At 61.6% G+C, this 19,616-nt stretch carries 21 protein-coding genes; 2 read left to right on the top strand and 19 right to left on the bottom strand.

Annotated elements, in window-relative coordinates:
- Nucleotides 1-37: 37 nt before the first annotated feature.
- Entirely contained in the window at nt 38-406 is a 369-nt protein-coding gene (locus tag GEOBRER4_RS16560) for a glutaredoxin domain-containing protein (protein WP_085815271.1), read from the bottom strand.
- Between the two features lies 1 nt (nt 407).
- Entirely contained in the window at nt 408-791 is a 384-nt protein-coding gene (locus tag GEOBRER4_RS16565) for a S41 family peptidase (RefSeq protein ID WP_185243200.1), read from the bottom strand.
- 109 nt (nt 792-900) lie between these two features.
- Here GEOBRER4_RS16565 and asnS point away from each other — a divergent pair, with 109 nt between their 5' ends.
- Nucleotides 901-2,286 carry an asparagine--tRNA ligase gene (gene asnS, locus GEOBRER4_RS16570; protein ID WP_185243201.1) on the top strand — a complete coding sequence of 462 codons (1,386 nt, stop codon included), beginning with the start codon at nt 901-903 and terminating at the stop codon, nt 2,284-2,286.
- 166 nt (nt 2,287-2,452) lie between these two features.
- On the opposite strand, the gene GEOBRER4_RS16575 is transcribed toward asnS, so the two are convergent.
- From GEOBRER4_RS16575 to hpnJ, 4 genes are all read right to left on the bottom strand, one after another.
- Nucleotides 2,453-3,217: a DUF3108 domain-containing protein gene (locus GEOBRER4_RS16575; protein ID WP_185243202.1), complete on the bottom strand. Its 765-nt coding sequence runs from the start codon at nt 3,215-3,217 to the stop codon at nt 2,453-2,455.
- A 116-nt stretch (nt 3,218-3,333) separates the two neighbouring features.
- Nucleotides 3,334-3,714: an EamA family transporter gene (locus GEOBRER4_RS16580; RefSeq protein WP_085815275.1), complete on the bottom strand. Its 381-nt coding sequence runs from the start codon at nt 3,712-3,714 to the stop codon at nt 3,334-3,336.
- Entirely contained in the window at nt 3,707-4,573 is an 867-nt protein-coding gene (hpnK, locus tag GEOBRER4_RS16585) for a hopanoid biosynthesis-associated protein HpnK (protein ID WP_185243203.1), read from the bottom strand. The genes GEOBRER4_RS16580 and hpnK overlap by 8 nt, the downstream gene beginning before the upstream one ends.
- A 7-nt stretch (nt 4,574-4,580) precedes the next feature.
- The gene (gene hpnJ, locus GEOBRER4_RS16590) at nt 4,581-6,002 is read right to left on the bottom strand and encodes a hopanoid biosynthesis associated radical SAM protein HpnJ (RefSeq protein WP_185243204.1); all 1,422 of its coding nucleotides are present in this window, start codon (nt 6,000-6,002) and stop codon (nt 4,581-4,583) included.
- 155 nt (nt 6,003-6,157) lie between these two features.
- Here hpnJ and GEOBRER4_RS16595 point away from each other — a divergent pair, with 155 nt between their 5' ends.
- On the top strand, nt 6,158-6,925 hold the full coding sequence (locus GEOBRER4_RS16595) for a phosphorylase family protein (protein ID WP_185243205.1): 768 nt from the start codon (nt 6,158-6,160) through the stop codon (nt 6,923-6,925).
- Between the two features lie 7 nt (nt 6,926-6,932).
- Here the strand turns inward: GEOBRER4_RS16595 and ptsP are convergent, their stop codons facing one another.
- The 13 genes from ptsP to GEOBRER4_RS16660 form a co-directional block, all read right to left on the bottom strand.
- Nucleotides 6,933-8,693 (bottom strand): phosphoenolpyruvate--protein phosphotransferase, encoded by a 1,761-nt coding sequence (ptsP, locus tag GEOBRER4_RS16600; protein WP_185243206.1) that lies wholly within the window; start codon nt 8,691-8,693, stop codon nt 6,933-6,935.
- Nucleotides 8,674-8,940 (bottom strand): HPr family phosphocarrier protein, encoded by a 267-nt coding sequence (locus GEOBRER4_RS16605; RefSeq protein WP_185243207.1) that lies wholly within the window; start codon nt 8,938-8,940, stop codon nt 8,674-8,676. The genes ptsP and GEOBRER4_RS16605 overlap by 20 nt, the downstream gene beginning before the upstream one ends.
- 9 nt (nt 8,941-8,949) lie before the next feature.
- Nucleotides 8,950-9,345, bottom strand: a complete 396-nt coding sequence (locus GEOBRER4_RS16610; protein WP_085815280.1) for a PTS sugar transporter subunit IIA — start codon at nt 9,343-9,345, stop codon at nt 8,950-8,952.
- Nucleotides 9,342-10,205: an RNase adapter RapZ gene (gene rapZ / locus GEOBRER4_RS16615; RefSeq protein ID WP_085815281.1), complete on the bottom strand. Its 864-nt coding sequence runs from the start codon at nt 10,203-10,205 to the stop codon at nt 9,342-9,344. Before rapZ ends, GEOBRER4_RS16610 begins: the two co-directional genes overlap by 4 nt.
- Before the next feature lies 1 nt (nt 10,206).
- Nucleotides 10,207-11,157, bottom strand: coding sequence for an HPr(Ser) kinase/phosphatase (gene hprK / locus GEOBRER4_RS16620; RefSeq protein WP_085815282.1), 951 nt, complete (start codon nt 11,155-11,157; stop codon nt 10,207-10,209).
- Between the two features lie 151 nt (nt 11,158-11,308).
- The gene (hpf, locus tag GEOBRER4_RS16625; RefSeq protein ID WP_085815283.1) at nt 11,309-11,857 is read right to left on the bottom strand and encodes a ribosome hibernation-promoting factor, HPF/YfiA family; all 549 of its coding nucleotides are present in this window, start codon (nt 11,855-11,857) and stop codon (nt 11,309-11,311) included.
- A gap of 61 nt (nt 11,858-11,918) precedes the next feature.
- Nucleotides 11,919-13,466 (bottom strand): RNA polymerase factor sigma-54, encoded by a 1,548-nt coding sequence (rpoN, locus tag GEOBRER4_RS16630; RefSeq protein ID WP_185243208.1) that lies wholly within the window; start codon nt 13,464-13,466, stop codon nt 11,919-11,921.
- Nucleotides 13,467-13,731: 265 nt separating this feature from the next.
- Nucleotides 13,732-14,469 carry an LPS export ABC transporter ATP-binding protein gene (gene lptB / locus GEOBRER4_RS16635; RefSeq protein ID WP_185243209.1) on the bottom strand — a complete coding sequence of 246 codons (738 nt, stop codon included), beginning with the start codon at nt 14,467-14,469 and terminating at the stop codon, nt 13,732-13,734.
- Complete coding sequence (lptA, locus tag GEOBRER4_RS16640; RefSeq protein ID WP_185243210.1) at nt 14,450-14,938, bottom strand: lipopolysaccharide transport periplasmic protein LptA; 489 nt, start codon at nt 14,936-14,938, stop codon at nt 14,450-14,452. The genes lptB and lptA overlap by 20 nt, the downstream gene beginning before the upstream one ends.
- Complete coding sequence (gene lptC / locus GEOBRER4_RS16645; RefSeq protein WP_185243211.1) at nt 14,938-15,513, bottom strand: LPS export ABC transporter periplasmic protein LptC; 576 nt, start codon at nt 15,511-15,513, stop codon at nt 14,938-14,940. The genes lptA and lptC overlap by 1 nt, the downstream gene beginning before the upstream one ends.
- A gap of 203 nt (nt 15,514-15,716) precedes the next feature.
- Nucleotides 15,717-17,180, bottom strand: a complete 1,464-nt coding sequence (gene hldE, locus GEOBRER4_RS16650; protein WP_185243212.1) for a bifunctional D-glycero-beta-D-manno-heptose-7-phosphate kinase/D-glycero-beta-D-manno-heptose 1-phosphate adenylyltransferase HldE — start codon at nt 17,178-17,180, stop codon at nt 15,717-15,719.
- A gap of 253 nt (nt 17,181-17,433) precedes the next feature.
- Nucleotides 17,434-18,387: a hypothetical protein gene (locus GEOBRER4_RS16655; protein WP_185243213.1), complete on the bottom strand. Its 954-nt coding sequence runs from the start codon at nt 18,385-18,387 to the stop codon at nt 17,434-17,436.
- A gap of 97 nt (nt 18,388-18,484) precedes the next feature.
- The gene (locus tag GEOBRER4_RS16660) at nt 18,485-19,495 is read right to left on the bottom strand and encodes an NAD-dependent epimerase (protein ID WP_185243214.1); all 1,011 of its coding nucleotides are present in this window, start codon (nt 19,493-19,495) and stop codon (nt 18,485-18,487) included.
- Nucleotides 19,496-19,616 lie beyond the last annotated feature (121 nt).

Below are 19,616 nucleotides of genomic sequence, written 5' to 3' on the forward strand. Positions count from 1 at the left end.
CGCCCTCCCTTGGTCTGAATCGTCTATCTGCCCTTTCCTACTTCTTCCTGAATTGATCCAGCGCCTTTTGCACCCGCCCCTCGTCGAACCCCTTCAGCACCTGGGCATCATCCCCGATCACGATCACCGGCACTCCCTGGCTTTTGTACTTCCCGGTCAGCAGCTCCATCGCCTCGCTGTCCAGTTCCACGTCGCGGTTGATGAAGGGGATGTCGTTGCGGGTGAAGAACTCCTTTGCGGCCTTGCAGTGCGGGCACCACGAGGTCGAGAAGAGCACTATCTTCGGGTACTTCTTCTGTGCCGGGGCGTGCTGCCCCAGCGGGCTCTGCGGCATCTGCTCCGCGGCCAGGCCCGAAAGCGGAAGCATAAGGAAAAACGCCGCTGCTAAAGTCATGAATCTCCGCATGTCACTCCCCCTTTTGGTTAACTTTTTTCCCGGCACCGCCGATTTTCAACTGCCGCCGCACCAGGTTGAAACTGAGCGTCTTCGGGTTTCCCGGCCGCCGCACCAGAATGAGCACGGGGGTCCCGGCCCGCCCGCGCAGCCTGCGCTCCACGATGAACTTGAAGTCGCTCCCCTGAGTCGGCGTTCCGTCCACCTGGGTGATCACGTCCCCCGCCTTGATTCCGGCCAGATGCGCCGGACCTCCCGCGACCAGCTGTCTCACCACGATGGTGCCGTCTGCCCTGGGGACGCCGTCGATGCCGACGCCGCCGAAAGCCTCCTTGCCGAAGGCCGCCGGCGCCTGGAGGAACAGGCAGAGTAATAGGACGAACAATGTCTTCATCATAGGGAGCAAACCTATACGAACCCCGGGGGGATTGTCAACTATGCTTTTGCCGTGGCCTGACCTCTATGCTATAAATGGTGCATTAAAATCTACCAGCGGAGCGGCTCACATGACAGCGAGAACCAGGGTAAAACAGGCACTGAGCGAGGGACGGCCGGGCGAGACTTTACTGCTCAAGGGGTGGGCGAGAACGGTGCGGACCGGCAAGGGGGTAACCTTCATCTCCCTGAACGACGGCTCCACGCTGGCGGGGATACAGGTGGTCGCCGAGCCGGACCTTGAGAACTACGCCGAGGTCTCGGCGCTTGGAACCGGGAGCGCGGTCGCAGTCACCGGCGTGCTGCAGGAGTCGCCCGCCGCCGGGCAGGAACTGGAACTCAAGGCGCTCTCGGTGGAGGTGGTGGGTGCTGCGGACCAGGAATACCCGATGCAGAAAAAACGGCACAGCTTCGAGTACCTGCGCACCATCGCGCACATGAGGATGCGCAGCAACACCTTCGGCGCCGTGTTCCGGGTCCGTTCGGCGCTGGCCCAGGAGGTGCACCGATTCTTCGCCGAGCGCGACTTTCTCTACGTGCACACACCCATCATCACCGCAAACGACTGCGAGGGGGCGGGCGAGCTTTTCCGCGTCACCACGCTCGACCTGGACAACCCGCCCAGGGTCGAGGGGGAGATCGACTTCGGAGAGGACTTCTTCGCCAGGGCCACCGGGCTCACCGTGAGCGGCCAATTGGAAGGAGAGCTCTTCGCCCAGGCCTTCTCCGACATCTATACCTTCGGCCCCACCTTCCGGGCGGAAAACTCGAACACGGCGCGCCACGCCGCCGAGTTCTGGATGATCGAGCCGGAGATGGCGTTCGCCGACCTCTCCGACGACGCCGACCTGGCCGAGGCCTTTTTGAAAAGGCTCTGCCGCTTCGCGCTGGACAACTGCGACGAGGACATGAGGTTCTTCAACGCGCAGATCGACAAGGGACTCATAGAAAGGATAGAGGGGGTGGCGCGGGCCTCCTTTGCGCGGATGGATTACGGCGAGGCGATCGAGCGGCTCAAGAAGGCGCCGGTCTCCTTCCAGTTCCCCGTTGAATGGGGGCTCGACCTGCAGTCCGAACACGAACGCTACCTGACCGAGCAGGTGGTCGGCGGGCCGGTCTTCATAATGAACTACCCCAAGGACATCAAGGCTTTTTACATGAGGCTCAACGACGACGGCAGGACCGTCGCCGCAATGGACCTCCTGGTCCCCAAGGTGGGGGAGATCATCGGCGGGAGCCAGCGCGAGGAGCGGCTGGAGCCGCTGATCGCGCGGATGATGGAGGTCGGGATCGAGCCGGAGTCGCTTTCCTGGTACCTGGACACCCGGCGTTGGGGCTCTACCCCGCACGCGGGATTCGGCCTCGGGTTCGAGAGGCTGATCATGTACCTGACCGGGATGGAGAACATCAGGGACGTGATACCTTTCCCGAGGACGCCGAGACACGCGGAATTCTAGAGAGGCAATTGACAATTGACGATGGACAATTGACAACGAAACCTTGAACTTTCCCTTCAAAGCGGGGGAACGCCTTGATAACGGCTCAATGAAAAGGGGCCGGCGGGTCAGCTTTAAGCTGCCTTGCCGGCCCCTTCTATTTTCCGTGCGATGCCCGGCGCTGCTGCTAGTTGCTGGCGGTGCGGTCGCCGGCTGTGGGCCAGTAACTCCCTCCGGCAATGGTGGCGGTGATCTTGCCGATCTTCACCTTGGTGGTCATCTTCACCGGAATGCGCAGCGAATCGTCGGTGAGCCAGACGGTGACGTCGCCGGTGCGGGAGAAATACCCTTCCGCCTTCATCAGCGGCTTCACCACGATGGTCTTGAACCTCCCGAGCGGAGTGCTGACCTCCTCGCGCCTGAGCACCTTCACCTCTGTGCTCCAAAGCCTGTTGAAATCGTAGATGTCGACATAAACCGACCTCCCCGGGATGAGCTCCAGGGTCCTGACGTAGTAGACGCAGGAAAGGGAATCGAAGGTGTTGGTGCTGATCTTGTCCACACGCTTCGACTTCTCCAGGAGGTTGCGCGACTCCACTTTCAGCTCCTGCGGATCGAAGAAGGCCTCCTTCAGCCTGCGGTGCCTACCCTCCTGGATCTTGTTGCGGGAGTACTTGGGGGTTCCGAAGCGGTCCCCGCTGCCGCGCGTGATGACCGACTCGGCACGGTCGTCTACCTTGAAGAAAGAGTCGATCCAGGAATTGGAGCGGGTGGTGGAAACGATGTGCATCTCGTTTCCCTTGGTGGATACCTCGTGCACTGAGGTCGCGGCCTTCACGCCGGTCCAGCTTACGTCGTAGACCAGCTTCTCGTTGTTGCTGAAGGCCGTGGCGGGAAAAGCGTGCAGAGGGATGAGCAATGCGGCGAGTATAATGAGAATGGAAGTTTTCATGGCTACAGCTTATCTCCACTTGGAATTTTTTTTCAAGTGAAAAAGCCTAGGTTTTATCTAATGTTACACAGCCAGCCGCTGCCGGCCCTTCTACCGCAACCGACGCGATTAGAAGATCAGGCGCCTGAGCTCTTGGTTATCATTATAACGCCCACCGCTACGAGAACCGTCCCGGCCCAGCGCAGAGGGCTGACTATCTCGTGCAGGAAGTACTGAGACAAAAAGGCGACCAGTATGTAGTTTAGCGCCTGCATCGGCAGCGCGACGGAGAGGTCCTCCCAGGAGAGCACGGCGAGCCACAGGAAGAAGAAGACGGCGAGCATCGCGGTTCCCAGCACCAGTTTCGGCGTGGTCAGAGCCTGCTGGGAGACCTTCAGTATCCCCCTGAGATTCATGGTGGAGAGATCCCCCAACTCCTTCATGCCGCTGGCAAGCAGCAGGTCCCCGATGGTTCCGGCGGTGACCGCCATCAGCATGACCACAACGGTTTTAAGCATATGTCTTTTCCTCTCCGCGGTAGTTTCTGAGCCGGATTCCCAGCTGGGCCAGCTTCTGCCGCGTGTTCGCGCTGGTCAAGGCGGCCAGTTCCTGGTCGTGCAGGTAATCCGGCATCCGGCGCTCCAGAGTCGGGCAGGGACGGCTGCCGGGATGGAAGTAGATCTCGGTGAGACCTTCCCCCACGCTTTCCAGCGCCCGCAAGAGATACTGCTCCGTCATCCGCCCCGAGTTGAGCAGCCCCTTCACCTCGGCAGCGTAGCGGATCCCGAGCCGGTCCAGCATGGGACGGCAGCGCCTGGCGAGCGAGGCGAAGATGAAGGCGTCTGCGCACTTGCCGAAGATCCTTTTGCGGTCCTGGGCTAGGTTTGCGGCGAGGTTCTCCCTGGTGAGCCGGAAGCTTTTGATGCCGTAGCGCGGCATCAGCTCGCAGAGGATGTCGAACACCACCGGGTGCATGTGGATGCTCAAGTGCCCGTCGATGTGGGAGAGGTCCACCCCCGCGTCCAGGCACTTCGTGATCTGCGCCTCGATCTCCAGGTGCAGCTTCTTTCTCAAAGGCTTCAGGAAGAAAAATCGCATCCCTGCCAGCACCGGGTCGTCGCCGAAGTAGCCACTCGCGTCGGTCAAGGGAGGCAGGCCGTGTTGCGTCAGCACGCCGCTTCCCTGCACCAGGGTCAGGTGCAGCCCGACCTGCAGGGCGGGATTGGCCCGGGCGTAGGCTGCCGCCTCCTCGAAGGTGTCGCCGCCGACCATGAGCGAGGCGCTGGTCAATACCCCTTCCTCCCAGCCCCGGAAGACGCCGTGGTTGGCGCCCCTGGAAAGGCCGAAGTCGTCCGCGTTGATCACTAGCTCTTTCATCGACCCACTAGGCACAGGCCTGCTTGCGCTTTCGCATGTAGCTCAGGTACTGCGCCCCCTCCTTGAGGAGCTTCTTGCGCTGGGCGGAGTCGACCAGCATGCTGTAGAGGCTGCGGGCGATGTAGCGGGGGCGGAAATAGAACTTGTTGTAGAAGAGCTCTACCGCGTCGAAGATCTCCTTATTGGAGAGGTCGGGGTAGTTGATGACGCATTTCTGGTGCCCGCTTGCGTCCAGGAAGCTGTCCGAGGCGATCCACCCCTCCTTGAGCGCCATGTCGTAGAACTCGGTGCCGGGATAGGGGGAGGCGAGCGAAACCTGGATCGAGGTGAGGTCGAGATCTATGGCGTAGGCGATGGTCTCCTTGATGGTCTCCCTGGTCTCGCCGGGAAGACCCAGGACGAAGGCGCCGTGTATGGTGAGGCCGAGCTTGTGGCAGTTGCGGGTGAATTCGATCGCCTGCTCCTTGGTGACTCCCTTCTTGATGTTCTTTAGGATCTGCTCGTTGCCGGTCTCGTAGCCGACCACCACGTGGTGCATCCCCGCGTCGCGCAGTTCCTTGAGCGTGTCGTAGTCGCAGTTGGCCCGGGCGTTGATCACCCAGGATACGTTGAGCGGCTTGATGGCGCGTGCGATTGCCTTGGCATGCTCTCGGTCGGCGGTGAAGGTGTCGTCGTCGAAGGAGATCTCCTTCACCTGGGGAAGGTTCTCCTTGATCCAGCGCACCTCCTCGTAGACGTTCTGCGGGCTCCTCTTCCTCAAGGTCCGCCCGGAGAAGGTCTGGGGCCACAGGCAGTAGATGCAGCGCGAGGGGCAGCCGCGGGAGGCGTAGATGGAGACGTACGGGTGCCGGAAATGCGGGATGACGTACTCCTCGATGGGTAGGTCGCGGTGGTAGACCTGGCTTGCGAAGGGGAGGCTGTCGAGGTCGGCGATGGGGGGGCGGTCCTTGGTGTGGACCACCTTGCCCTCCTTAAGGAAGCTGATGCCATCCACCTCTGACCAGGGCTTCCCTTCGCAAAGTTCCTTTGTCGAGTAGTCGAACTCGCCGCGGCAGACGATGTCGACAGCGCCGGCGGCAAAGCGCAGCGACTCCTCGGGGAGGACGCTCACGTGGGGCCCGGTCAAAACGGTTAACGTGGCGGGGTTCTGCGCCTTGATCCGACGCGCGGTTTCGACGTCGATGGCGAGGGTCGGGGTGGAGGTGTACATCACCACCATGTCGTACTCTTGGGCGATCTTCAGGCAGGCATCGAGGTCGAGCCGCTGCACCGGGGCGTCCACCACCCGGGCTCCGGGGATCATGCCGGCGGGGTAGGTAAGCCAGCCGGGAAACCAGAAGGAGGTGACCTCGCGGGAGGCCTGGTAGCGCGCACCGGCCCCCCCGTCGAAGTCCTCGAAGGTCGGCGGGTTCAGAAACAACGGCTTCATGATTCGCCCTCCAGATTAACAGAGTCACACCAAAAAATAAGCCCTGACTATAAGGCGGTGAATCCCGTTTGTCAAGTTAACCCTCGGCAACCTTTGACATTGCGGCAAAAGCCTCGCTCTGTTAAAGTGCGCAAACCAAACAGAGGAGCCTGGCCATGAAGAAAGAGTGCCTCGGGGCGGTGGCCGCCATGCCCCAGGAGATAGCCCCGCTTTTGCGGCGGGTGGGCCGCTGCCGGAGGGAAAAGGTCTCGGGGTTCAACCTGTACCGCTTCGATTGCGGCGGCTACCCGGTGGTCCTGGTGGAATCGGGAATGGGGCCCGAACATGCGGCTAAAGCCACCAAAACCCTGATCCGGACCGCCTCGCCGCGGGTGATCCTCAACTTCGGGTTCTGCGGCGGCGTCCTCCCGGGCTTGGCCGTGGGCGACCTGGTGCTGGCCGAGCTGATCTTCACGCTTTCCGGGGGAACGCTCACCGAGGCGCCCGCACCTCCCCTGCAGTTTGCCTCCTCTATCCTGGAAAGCTGCCGCGGGGGGGGGCTCTCACCCAGGCAAGGCTCCTTCATCACCGCCACCGGGGTGGTGAAAAAGCGTGAGCTCGCACAGAGGCTTGCGGGGTCGATCGACCAGCCGGTACTGGAGATGGAGAGTGCGGCGGTGTTCCGGGAGGCTCGACAAGCCGGGATCGCGGCGGTGGCGCTTAGGGGGGTGAGCGACCCGGCAGAGGAGGAACTGGGCTTCGACATCGCCGAAATCTGCGACTCGCAGCTTAACCTGAGCCCGTGGCGGCTCATGCTCACCCTGGCCAAGAGGCCTGCGCTGGTTCCGCAGTTGATCCGGCTGGCGCGGAACTCCAAGGTAGCGGGGGAGAACCTGGCGCTCGGGGTGGAGCTCACGCTCGTGGCGCTGGGTGAAACGAAGTAAAAGGGGGTTAGTCGAAGCTCTCGGAGAAGCGCGCCGCTATCTCTCCCTTGAGGTAGGCGTCCGCTTCGGCCGCCGTCGCAAAGGAAAGGGCGCGCAGGGCGACCTGGCGGGCCTCCTCCATGCTGCAGCGGCGCAGGATTTTCTTGACGCGCGGGATGGAGACGGCATTCATGGAGAGCTCGTCGAAGCCAAGACCAAGAAGAACGGGGAGGTATTCCGGCTCGCCCGCCATCTCGCCGCAGATGCAGGCGTCGATACCAGCCCCGTGCGCCGCGTCCACCACCATCTTAAGGGAACGGAGCACCGCCGGGTGCAGCGGCTCGTAAAGAGAGGAGAGGTGCTCGTTGGTGCGGTCGATGGCAAGGGTGTACTGGATGAGATCGTTGGTGCCGACGCTGAAGAAGTCGACCTCCGCAGCCAAAAGGTCGGCGATGACGACGGCCGAAGGGATCTCGATCATGATGCCGACCTGGACCTTCTCGTCGAAGCTGTGACGCCCGCGCAACTCGGCCTTGGCCTCCTCGAGTAGCGCCTTGGCGGCGCGCACCTCGGCCACCCCGGAGACCATCGGGAAGAAGAGGCGGACTTCCCCGAAGGCGCTGGCCCTGAGGATGGCCCTAAGCTGGGCCTTGAATGCATCGGGCTGGCGCAGCGAGAGGCGGATCGCCCTCACCCCCAAGGCCGGGTTCATCTCGTCGGTCAGATCCAGGTCGGTGAGGCACTTGTCGCCGCCTATGTCCAGCGTCCTGATGGTCACCGGCTGCGGGGCCATTTTCTTCACCAGCGCCGCGTATGCCTCGAACTGCTCCTCCTCGCCGGGAAGGGTGTTCCGGTTGAAAAAGAGCATCTCGGTGCGGTACAGGCCGATCCCCTCGCCGCCGTGCCGCTGGATGCCGGCCACTTCCTCGATGAACTCGACGTTCCCCTTGAGCCGCATCCGGTGCCCGTCCAGAGTCACCGCCGGCAGGTCCCGCAGTTTCAGCAGTTCCCTTTCAACGTACTCGTAGCGCTGCTTTTTCTGCAGGTAGTCCCTGAACTGCTCGACGCCGGGGTTCACTATCACCAGGCCGGTGGCGCCGTCTACGATGATGGTGTCGCCGTCCGCCACCTCGAGCGTGGCACGCTCCAGCCCCACCACGGCGGGGATCTCGAAGGCGCGCGCGAGGATAGAGGAGTGGGAGGTCTTCCCCCCGAGATCGGTGATGAAGCCGATCACGTTCTCCTTGTCGATCTGCAGGATGTCCGCCGGGGAGAGGTCGTGGGCCACCACGATCACCTTCCCCTCGATCTTGGCGATGGACTCCTGCTTTTGCCCCACCATGTTCCTGAGCACCCGCTCGACCACCGTCTCCACGTCGCTGCCGCGCTCGCGCAGGTAGTCGTCGTCCACCCCTTCGAAGAAGGACTTGAAGCGGGTCAGGGTCCTTTTCAGCGCCCCTTCCGCGTTGATGCCGAGCCTTTCAATGTACTGGGTGGTCTCCCCCAGCAGCATGGTGTCGTCCAAAAGCATCAGGTGCGCGTCGATGACGCAGAGGTGTTCCGGGCCGTGGGTGCTGGAGAGCTGGTCCTTGAGGGCGCAAAGCTCCCCCTTGGCCCGCTCGATCGCCTTGGCGAAGCGCACCACCTCCCCAGGGATCTCCTCGTGCGCCACCACCACCTCGGTCACCGACACCCGGCGCCGGTCCGTGATGCGGACCTGGCCGATGGCGATGCCTGCGGAGGCGCCGATCCCCTTCAGCTCCTTGGAATCACTCCTCTCCAAACCCATTACGGATCAGCTCCCCGATAGCCGCAAACGCCTCGGCGTCGTCCAGCCCCTCGACCTTGAGCACGACGGTGCTCCCCTTCCCCGCGGCCAGCATCATGATCCCCATGATGCTCTTGCCGTTCACCTCGACCCCTTCGCGCTCGATCCTGATCTCGGAAGCGAAGCGGCTCGCGGTCTTCACCAGGAGCGCGGAGGCCCTGGCGTGCAATCCCAGCTTGTTGGGTATGACGAATTCACCTTGGATCATAGTTGACCTTTATTTCTTCAGGTAATCACCTGCTACGGTGATCCCCTCGACGGCGCTCTCCTTCAGCTTGAGAGCGAGTTCCCCGACGCTGCAGCGGCCGCGCTCCTGGGTGAAACGGATCAGCATGGGGAGGTTGACGCCGGTAAGGACCTCCACGCGCCCCTCCTCCAGAAAGGAAATGCTCATATTCGAGGGGGTGCCGCCGAACATGTCGGTCATGATGATCGCACCCTCCTCCGAGACTCGGGCCACCGCCTCCTTGATGGCGGCCATCACGTCCGTGGCCGATGCGTCCGGGGTCACCCCCACAGCCTCGGCTAACTCCAGCTTGCCCACTATCATCTCCGCCGCGGCCAACAGCTCGCTCGCCACACCGGCATGCGCTACCAAAAGCAGTCCGATCATCCCAACCCCTTATCTATGTCCCTGTGTGTAATCTTGATGTTCACGTTTCTCTGGCGAAAGTAGTTGTAAAGCTCCTCCGCTATGGCAACCGAGCGGTGCCTGCCGCCGGTGCAGCCGATGGAAACAGAGAGGTAGGACTTCCCCTCCCTGCGGTAACTGGGGAGCAAGAGCTCCAGCATGTTCCTGAAGTGCTCCAGGAAGACGACCGTTTCCTTGTGTCCCATGACGTAATCCCGCACCCCCTGGTCCAGGCCGGACATGGGGCGCAGCGTGGCCACGAAGTACGGGTTGGGGAGAAAGCGCACGTCCATGACCAGGTCGCTCTCTAGGGGGAGCCCGTAGCGGAAGCCGAAGGACTGCAGGTTCACCTGCATCTCCAGCACACCCTCCCCCCCCTTGACCAGGCCGATCACCAGCTCTTTCAGGCGATGCACGTTCATCTCGGAGGTGTCGATGATGGCAGTGGCGATGCGTCTTAGACCCGCCAGCTGGTCGCGCTCGAAGCGGATCCCCTCGGGGACCGTGGCCCCCTCCAGCGCCGGGTGGCGGCGCCGGGTCTCGGAGAAGCGGCGGATCAGCACCTCGTCGGTTGCGTCGAAGTAGAAGATCTTGACGCTGTGCCCGGCCGACGATATGGCCTGAAATACCTGGTCGTACCCCTTGATGAAGTCGCGGGAGCGGATGTCCATCACCAGGGCCACGTCCTTTATGTCCTCGCGCGAGTGCTCGACCAGCTCGATGAAGGTGGTGACAAGGGAGACCGGAAGGTTGTCGAGACAGAAGAACCCCTCGTCCTCCAGAGCGCGCACCGCGGTCGATTTTCCCGATCCGGAGAGCCCGGTTATGATGACGATGCGCATGCTATTCCACCTCGTTGCCCAGCGGCCGGAATTCCAGGCGGGCCAGGAGCTTTTCGTGGAACTCCCGCGCTGAGTGGTACCCCATCCCCTTCAACAGGAAGTTCCTGGCGGCCACCTCGATGATGGAGGTGAGGTTTCTACCGGGGCGCACCGGGATCTTCAGGTGCGGCAGATCGACCCCCAGGATGGTCTTCACCGGTTCGTCGATCCCCAGGCGCTCGTACTCCTGGTTTGCGTCCCACTCCATGAGTTCCAGGACCATGTCGATGATCTTCTTCTCCCGGATGGAGGAGACGCCGTAGAGGTCCTTGATGTTGATGATGCCTAAGCCCCGGATCTCCATGTGGTACTGGATAGAGTCGCCCGCCTGCCCGACGAGAGCCGCCGGCATCTTCTTCTTGATGTGGATCACGTCGTCGGCGACCAGCCGGTGCCCGCGGATCACCAGGTCGAGGGCGCACTCGCTCTTGCCTATGCCGCTCTTGCCCAGAAGCAGCACCCCCACCCCCAGGACGTCGACCAGCACGCCGTGGATGTGGGTCGAGGGAAGGAGGCTCTCCTCCAGGAACTTGGTGATGAGGGAGATGAAGGTGGAGGACTGGTGGTGCGTCCCCAGAAGCGGGATCCCGGCATCATGCGCGCTCTTCTTCAGGAATTCGGGGGGATCGAGCCCCTTGGTGACGATGAAGCAGGCGATGGGATAGCTGCAAAGCTTCTCTATGTGCCGGCTCCCCACTTCCTCGGGGACCTGGCTCAGGTAGGAGATCTCGGTGTTGCCCAGCACCTGGACCCGGTCCGGGTGCAGGTGCTCCGTGTATCCGGTAAGCGCCAGCCCCGGTTTCTGGATGCGGGAACTGTAGAGACGGTTGCCCAGACCGGTTTCGCCGCAGACAAGCTGCAGGTCCAGGCCGTAGGCCTTGTCTTCCAGGAGATCCTTGATGCTGAGGCTCATGCTAGTCAATTGCGCCGACCTTTCCCCCGTGCAAGCGAAAAGCCCCAGAAGGGGCCGTAGTTATGGCGGGAGGCGCCACGGGGGGCGCCTCCCGATCCTTTACCGGGAGCTTTCAGCTCCGGTTTTCAAGATGATTGCCGCTTTGCGGCTATCAGGTGGTCTCCGGGGAGATCAGGCCGTAGTTGCCGTCTTTTCTGCGGTACACCACGTTGATCTTCTCGGTGGAGGACTCGGTGTAGACCAGGAAGTCCTTGTGCAGAAGCTCCATCTGCATCACGGCTTCCTCGACAGACATCGGCTTCATGGAGAAGCTCTTGGTCTTGATGATGACCGGGGCCTGGGCCCCCTCCTCGATGCTCTGGGCCTCTACGATACTCTTTTGCACCTGGCGCTCGCGGGCGTCGGGGGCCGGCTTGTGGGCCTTGATGCGCTCCTTGAAGCGGCGCAGCTGGCGCTCGATCTTGTCCGAGACGGCGTCGATGGAGGCGTACATGTCGTTGGTTTCTTCTGCGGCCTTGATGGTGATCCCCTTGGCGGTGATGGTCACCTCGGCCAGGTGGCGGATCTTCTCGACGGTCAAAAATACCTGGACGACGATCGGCTCGTCTATATATTTCTTAACCCGCTCCAGTTTCTCCTCTGCGTAGCTCTTGAGAGCGTCGCTCGGCTCCATGTGTCTGAACGTCACGGTTGTTTGCATAATAAGTACCTCCCTTTATTGTCAATACACGCGGCTCACGCGCCGGCCGGCGGCGCCCGCGTTAGAAATGCTTCTTGCGCTCCGAGGACGAACCGATCCGGAGCATCTCGCGATACTTGGTGACGGTGCGGCGGGCGATGACGATGTTGTGGTCAGAGAGGAGCTCTGCCAGGCGCTGGTCGCTGTAAGGGCGCTTGGGGTCCTCGTTGTCGACCAGCTCCTTGATCTTGCTCTTCACGCTCTCGGAGGCGATGAAGTCCCCTTCTCCGGTCGAGATGCCGGAATTGAAGAAGTACTTCAGCTCGAAGAGCCCCTGGGGGGTCTGCATGTACTTGTTGGTGGTGACGCGGCTGATGGTGGACTCGTGCATGCCGATGTCCTCGGCGATGTCCCTCAAGACCAGCGGGCGCAGGTGCTCTATGCCGCGGTCGAGGAAGTCGCGCTGGAACTTAACGATGCTTTTCGCCACCTTGAAGATGGTGCGCTGGCGCTGCTGGATGCTCTTGATGAGCCACAGGGCGGAGCGCATCTTCTCGCCGATGTAGTCCTCGGCCACCTTGTCGACCGGGCGGCTGCTCTTCGCCTCGGGGGCGTAGATGGGGTTGATCCTCAGGTTGGGCATCCCCTCGTCGTTCAGCATCACCACGTACTCGTCGCCAACCTTGTGCACGAAGATGTCGGCCGAGATGTACTGCACGTCGTCGCTGCCAAAGACCCGCCCCGGCTTGGGATCGAGTTCCGCGATGATCCTCGTGGCGGCGAGGATGTCGTTCACCTCCACCCCCAGCACCTTGGCGGCCTGCTTGTACTTGTGGCTTTCCAGGTCCTTCAGGTGGTCGCGCAAAAGCGACTCCACGAGGCTCCCCGCCATGCCGAGGCTCCCCACCTGGATCAGGAGGCACTCGCGCAGGTCGCGGGCCCCGACCCCGACCGGGTCGAATTCCTGGACCCGCTTCAGAACCGAATCGATGAGCGGCACCAGCACCGTGGCGGAGAACCCGCCGGCCGCATCGGCGATCTCTTCCTCGCCGGCGTCGGCGGAAAGCCCCGACCACTCGAGCACCTCCTCGTGAAAAGGGGCTACCTGGACACAGGCTGAAGCTACGTCCTCAAGGGAGGCGCGCAGGTAGCCGTCCTCGTCGATGTTGCCGATGATCTCGGCTCCAGCCGCCATCTCGCGCTCGGTGAGGCGGGTCAGGCTCAGCTGCCACATCAGGTGGTCGAACAGGGTTGATTTCTTGGTGAGGAGGTTCTCGAAGGAGGGGCGGTCCTCGTCGTCGTAGTACTGCTCTCCGGAGCTGTAGTTGTAGCCGTCGATGTAGGAATCCCAGTCAGCCTCGCGCGTCTCCTCGCCGGCACGCACTTCCTGAAAGTCGCTCGCAGCGGCCTCCGGCTCGGCTTCCTTCTCGCGCAGCTCTATCTGTTCGGGCTCCCGGATCTCCTCCTGCTCGATAACCTCGTCGAGTATGGGGTTTTCCTCCAACTCCTGACGTACTACGTCCTGCAACTCCAGCCGGGAAAGCTGGAGGAGCTTGATGGCCTGCTGCAACTGGGGCGTCATCACCAGTTGCTGACTCATTTTCATCTGCTGGCGCATCTCTATTGCCATAAGTCCTCGCTGAATCCGTGTACTGCTACGACAGTTCCTTTCTAAATGAATGAAGTTCTACGTTCTGCTTCTTCGTTCAAGATCGGCGGTTTAACAGTTACAAGCTGCCGTTCTTCGCTTGCACTGTTTTATTGATGTCCGGTCAGCCTCAGCTATGACTTGCGCCTATCCTCATTATAACCGCGGAAGGCGATTTGGAAAACGGCCGAAGCATTATTTTTTTAAAACGAAGGAATTGGAGACAGAACAAAGAGCGTTGCGGCTGTCAAAGCCTGAATTTTTCGCCCAGATAGATCTCGCGTGCCTTCTTGCTCTGGGAGATCTGGACCGGGTCCCCGCATTCCAGCACCTCTCCGGCGCTCATGATGTACGCCTTGTCGCAGACCCCCAGCGTCTCACGCACGTTGTGATCCGAGATCAGCACACCGAGCCCCTTGTCCTTCAAGGTGGTGATGATGCTCTGTATGTCGATCACCGCGATGGGGTCGATGCCGGCGAACGGCTCGTCCAGGAGGATGAAGGCCGGATCGGTCGCGAGCGCCCGGGCTATCTCGACCCGGCGCCTCTCTCCGCCGGAAAGAGCGTACCCCTTGCTCCCGGCGATGTGCTCGATGCGGAACTCGCCCAGAAGCTCCTCGACCCGCTCCTTCCGCCTCACCTCTTCGAGGTCCATGGTTTCCAGCACCGCCATCAGGTTGTCCCGCACGCTCAGGCGCCTGAAGACCGAAGGCTCCTGGGGGAGGTAGCTGATGCCGCGCCTGGCGCGCTGGTACATGGGGAGCACCGTGATCGGTTCGCCGTCCAGCATGACCTCTCCCTGGTCAGGGCGGCAAAGCCCCACGACCATGTAAAAAGTCGTCGTCTTGCCGGCCCCGTTGGGCCCCAGAAGCCCCACTACCTCTCCCGACGACACCTCGAGGTCCACGCCGCGGACCACCTTGCGCTTGTTGAAACCCTTCTCGAGCCCCTTGGTGCAGAGGGTGCTACGGTTTTGCGCCGACATTTTTCCCTCCGGGGTGAATGACCGCTTCCACCCGCTCCTTCGGGCCGCCGGTTACTACGCTTCTCTGTTCGTTGATGAAGTAGGTGATCACCTTCCCGGTGATGACGTCTTCCCCTGCCATGACCTTGGGGTTGCCATCCAAAAGGATCACCCCCCGCTTCGGGTCGTAGACCGCGTGCCCACCCGTGGCTTGCCGGTTTCCCTGCAGGATCCTGACGTTGCCGAAGGCTTCCACCTTGGAGAGCTCATTGCCCTCGCCGTCGGATGAGACCACCAGACGGTCCGTGTAAAGGGTCAGTTCGCCCTGGTGGGCAACCACCTTCCCCTCGAACGTCGCCGTCTTCTTCTCGTTATCGGCAGTTAAGTTGTCGGACTTAACCTTTAAGGGCTCTTTTCCGCTAATCGGCGCAGCCAGGGCAGCCGAAGCTAGCAGCAGCAAAAGCGTTAACTGGCAAAAGACGCTCCGCATCACCTGGCCTCCTGCTGCCGGAATACGGCGCTCACGTCCTTTTTCAACTTGAACCTCCGTGTCTGCGTCTGAAACTCCATCCCTACCCCTTCCAGCTCATTGCCTCCATCGCTGAAGCGGACCCGGTCCTCGCTCACCATGAGGTAGCGCGACGCCAGGTATCTTACATTGGAGGCGGAGAAGCGGACCCCCTTGCTGCTCACCCCTATCACGTTGCCGGTCAAGGCCACGTCTCGGGTGTCGTTATGGTATTCCGCCCGGTCCGCGGTAACCACCAGATCTCCGAACTTAGCACCCCCGGCTACCACGAGTTTGACGCCAGTGAGGGAGGTAAGGTCCTTCGTCTTGTTGTACTCTGCCTTCTCGGCCGCGAGGTCCCAACGCTTCACCCCTTGTTTGGTTTCGGTGTAGTGGAACTTCTGCAGCGAGATGTCCACCTGCAGCGGAAGCTTCCTGACCGGCAGCTTCGGCACCACTCCGTGATCCATCCTTACCAGAATTGTAACCACCACCAAAAGGGATGCGACGACGGCTGCCAGACCGAGAAATCGCTTGATATTATTGAAGTTATTCATAATTACGCTGCAAAGTATAGCATCATAGAATTTCACTGTAAAGCCAATTTTGGCCGAGTCGGAAAATTTGGCACAAAGATTGAAAAAGGATGCAAAACAGTGGTTGCAACCTTTCGACAGCGGTCTCCGAGGCCCCAGGCCCAGGCGTCACGGCATCGCTGACGAGATGCAAGCAGTCCCTCATCCAGCCACTTCCACGACTCTCAGTACGAGGAGAGGATCTTCTCGATGATCCGGCTGGTGGACCTGCCGTCGACGAACTGGATCAGCTCCACGCGCCCGCCGCGTGCCTCCACCAACTCGCGCCCGACCACCCCTTCTATGCTGTAATCGCCCCCTTTAACCAGGATGTCCGGGGCAAGCGCCTCGATCACCTTGAGGGGGGTGTCCTCGTCGAAGAGCACCACGTAGTCGATGCAGTCCAAGGCCGCCAGGATGTGGGCCCGCTCCGTCTCCTCGATGAGGGGGCGTTTCTCCCCCTTGAGGCGGCGGACCGAGGCGTCGGTGTTGAGGCCGACCACCAGAATGTCCCCTAGCCCCCTGGCTTTTTGCAGGTATTTCACGTGCCCCACGTGCAGAAGGTCGAAGCAGCCGTTGGTGAAGACCACCTTCTTGCCGCGCGAGCGCTCGCGGGCAATGGCGTGGGACAGGACGTCCAGGTTCTTGATCTTCGAGTCGCTGTCCTTCGCGCCGTGCCCGACCTCGGCGACGATCTCCTCCGGCGCGACCGTCGAGGTCCCGAGTTTTCCGACCGCGATCCCCGCCGCCACGTTGGCGATCCAGGCAGCGTCAGCCATGGAGAGGCCGCAGGCAAGCCCCAGGGAGAGGACCGAGATCACCGTGTCCCCCGCGCCGGTCACGTCGAAGACCTCGCGGGCCACGGTCGGGATGTGGACCGCCTCCCCGGCCGACGGGAAGAGCGACATCCCCGCCTCGCTGCGCGTGATGAGGAGCGCGTCGAGCTCGAGGGAGGAGAGAAGCCCCTCCGCCGCGCGCTGCAGCGACTCCTGGTCCGTGATGGCTACACCCGAAGCGATTTCGGCCTCCTTGCGGTTGGGAGTGAGTATGGTGGCGCCGCGGTACTTGCCGTAGTCGTTCCCCTTGGGGTCTACCACCACCGGAATCCCCAGCGCCCTTCCCGTGCGGGCAAGCGCCGTGAGGACCGCCGGGGTCAGGACCCCCTTCAGGTAATCCGAGACCACGATTACGTCGAAGTCGCGGCTTCTCGCCGTAAGGTAATCGATGATCCCGTTTTCGCTGGCGGCGCCTATGGACGACTTGGTCTCCCGGTCGATCCTGACGATCTGCTGGTTCGCCGCGAGGACGCGGGTCTTCTTGCTTGTCTTTCTCTCACCTTCCTCGAAGAGGCCTTCCAGCCCCGCACCCTTCTCCTCCAGGGCGCGGCGCAGTAGCGCGCCGTTTTCGTCCTTTCCTATCACCGAGCAGACACTCACCTGGCATCCCAGGGCGGCGAGGTTGTTGACCACGTTCCCGGCGCCGCCGAGACGCAGGTCTTCGCTCGCCACCTCGACCACCTGCACCGGGGCCTCCGGCGAGATCCGTTCCGCCCGTCCCCAGAGGTACTCGTCCAGCATCAGGTCGCCGACAACAAGGGCCCGGATCGACCCGGCCCGTTCGAAAAAGGATTCTACTTCCCTACGTTCCATAGAAACTCCCAAAAAAACTAGAAGGCGCTCACCACAGAGGTACACAGAGGTTCACAGAGGAAAGGCAAAACCAAAGACGATTAACAGGGATAAAAACGGATAAAAGGGATAAAACCAAAACAACTTCTGGTTTAACCAAAGCTTTTGTTCTTTTGCTGTTATCCCCTGTATCTCCTTCATCCCAGTTTCAGGCTTTTAAGGGTTTGATTTTCTTCTGTGTTCCTCTGTGTTCCTCTGTGGTGAAAGCCTTTGATTATGCTTTTAACCTGTCCAGTATTCCCGCAGCCAGAAGCGGGATCATGATCTCGTGATGGCCGGTGACGGTGTAGCCGCGGCTCTCCCCCGAGGTGGGGCGCTTCACCACGTTGGTGAGAGGACGGTAGTGCTGTTGCATGTCGAAGTTCGCGGTGGTGAAGTGATCGACGTGATGCCCCAGGTTCTGCGCTATGGAGAGCGCCTTCAAAAAGACCTCGGGCAGGAGCACCGCGCTCCCGATGTTGAGATAGACCCCGCCATCCCCAAGCTCGGAAACGACGGAAGCGAAGGTGCGGAAATCGGTGAAGCTCGCAGCGCCCAGCATCGCCCCGTCGGCGGAGGGGTGCTGATGCGTGATGTCGGTGCCGATGGCGACATGCACGGTGACCGGGATCCCGTTTTTCACGCAGGTGGCCATGAGGCTCTGCTCGCGGTAGGGTAGCTCGCGCTCGAGGATCATGCGGCCGAGCGACTCGCCGTGGCCAAGCCCCTGTGCCACCCCTTTCTTGAGCGCCTCGTTGATCTGGCTTCCGGTCTCCTCGGCCATGCCGAAGTTCCCCGCGTGCAGCACGGCCCCCACGTCCTCGCTGGTGGCGCCTATGAGCGCAATCTCGAAGTCGTGGATGGAGCCCGCGCCGTTGAGCGCCACGGCGGTGACGATGCCGGCCTCGATCAGGGATTTGAGGACCGGCTGCAGGCCGCACTTGATGACGTGGCCGCCCATGGCCATCACCACCGGTTTCCCCTTCTTACGCGCCGCGACCACGGCATCGATCACCCGGTTCAGGGACTGGGAGCCCAACTGGTTCGGCATGGCGGCCAAGAGGTCCGAGACGGTCATCCCCGGCCTGACCGGCAGGGCGAAGTCGTCCTTGACGTTCATCTTGTTCTTACGCGTGGCGATGGGATAGGTGCTGACACCTGAGAAATCGAGCGGACGGTATTTCTTCACGAGCTTTCCTTTTCGCTTTTTTCGTTTCGCTACCCTGAGGCAGTTCCAGGGTTTGTACGCCCCCGGGGACCGGACGGTCCCCAGTAACTTGTGCCGTTTAGACCTTGTAGAACTCGCGGTACCAGGCGACGAACCTGCCGATACCTTCCTCGATGGAGGTGGCCGGCTTGAAACCCACGTCCCGCATCAGGTCGTCTACGTCGGCGTAGGTAGCCGGGACGTCGCCGGCCTGGATCGGGAGCAGGTTCTTCTGCGCCTCCTTGCCCAGGGCCTTTTCCAGCACCTCGATGAAGCGCAGGAGTTCCACCGGGTTGTTGTTGCCGATGTTGTAGATCTTGTAAGGGGCGTAGCTCGTCCCGGGGTCGGGGTTCGCGCCGCTCCAACCGGGGTCGCCCGGGGGGACGCTGTCGATCACGCGGCTAATGCCTTCAACGATGTCGTCCACGAAGGTGAAGTCGCGCTGCATCTTCCCGTAGTTGAAGACGTCGATCGGCTTTCCCTCCAGGATCGCCTTGGTGAAGAGAAAGAGCGCCATGTCGGGGCGCCCCCAAGGTCCATAGACCGTGAAAAAGCGCAGCCCCGTGGTGGGGAGCCCGTACAGGCTGGAATAGGTGTGCGCCATCAGCTCGTTGGCCTTCTTGGTGGCGGCGTAGAGCGAGACGGGATGGTCCACGTTGTGGTGTACCGAAAATGGCATCGAGGTGTTGGCGCCGTAGACCGAGGAGGACGAGGCGTAGACCAGGTGCTTCACCTTGTTGTGGCGGCATCCCTCCAGGATGTTGATGAATCCCGAGAGGTTGCTGTCGATGTAGACGTAGGGGTTCTGGATCGAGTAGCGGACCCCGGCCTGGGCCGCCAGGTTCACCGCGCTGTCGAACTTCTCGGCGGCGAAGAGCTCCTTGATCCCCTCGCGGTCCTCGAGGTTCATGCGCAGGAAGCGGAAGCCGGGCTTCCCCTCCAGCCTGGAGAGCCTCCCCTCCTTCAGGGTGACGTCGTAGTAGTCGTTCACGTTGTCCAGGCCGACCACCTCGCACCCCTTGGCGAGGAGCTTCTCCGAAAGGTGGTAGCCGATAAATCCTGCAGCGCCGGTAACCAGTATCTTCGCCATACCTACCTCCAATGCGTGCTAGAGAGATTTTATTTCATTAAAAAACGAACAGGCTACAGGTACAACCTCGTTCTGAAGCTTCTGCCACAACTCGTTCCCAAGTTCCAGTTTTGGACCCGGA

The sequence above is a fragment of the Citrifermentans bremense genome (assembly GCF_014218275.1).
Classification (GTDB): domain Bacteria; phylum Desulfobacterota; class Desulfuromonadia; order Geobacterales; family Geobacteraceae; genus Geomonas; species Geomonas pelophila.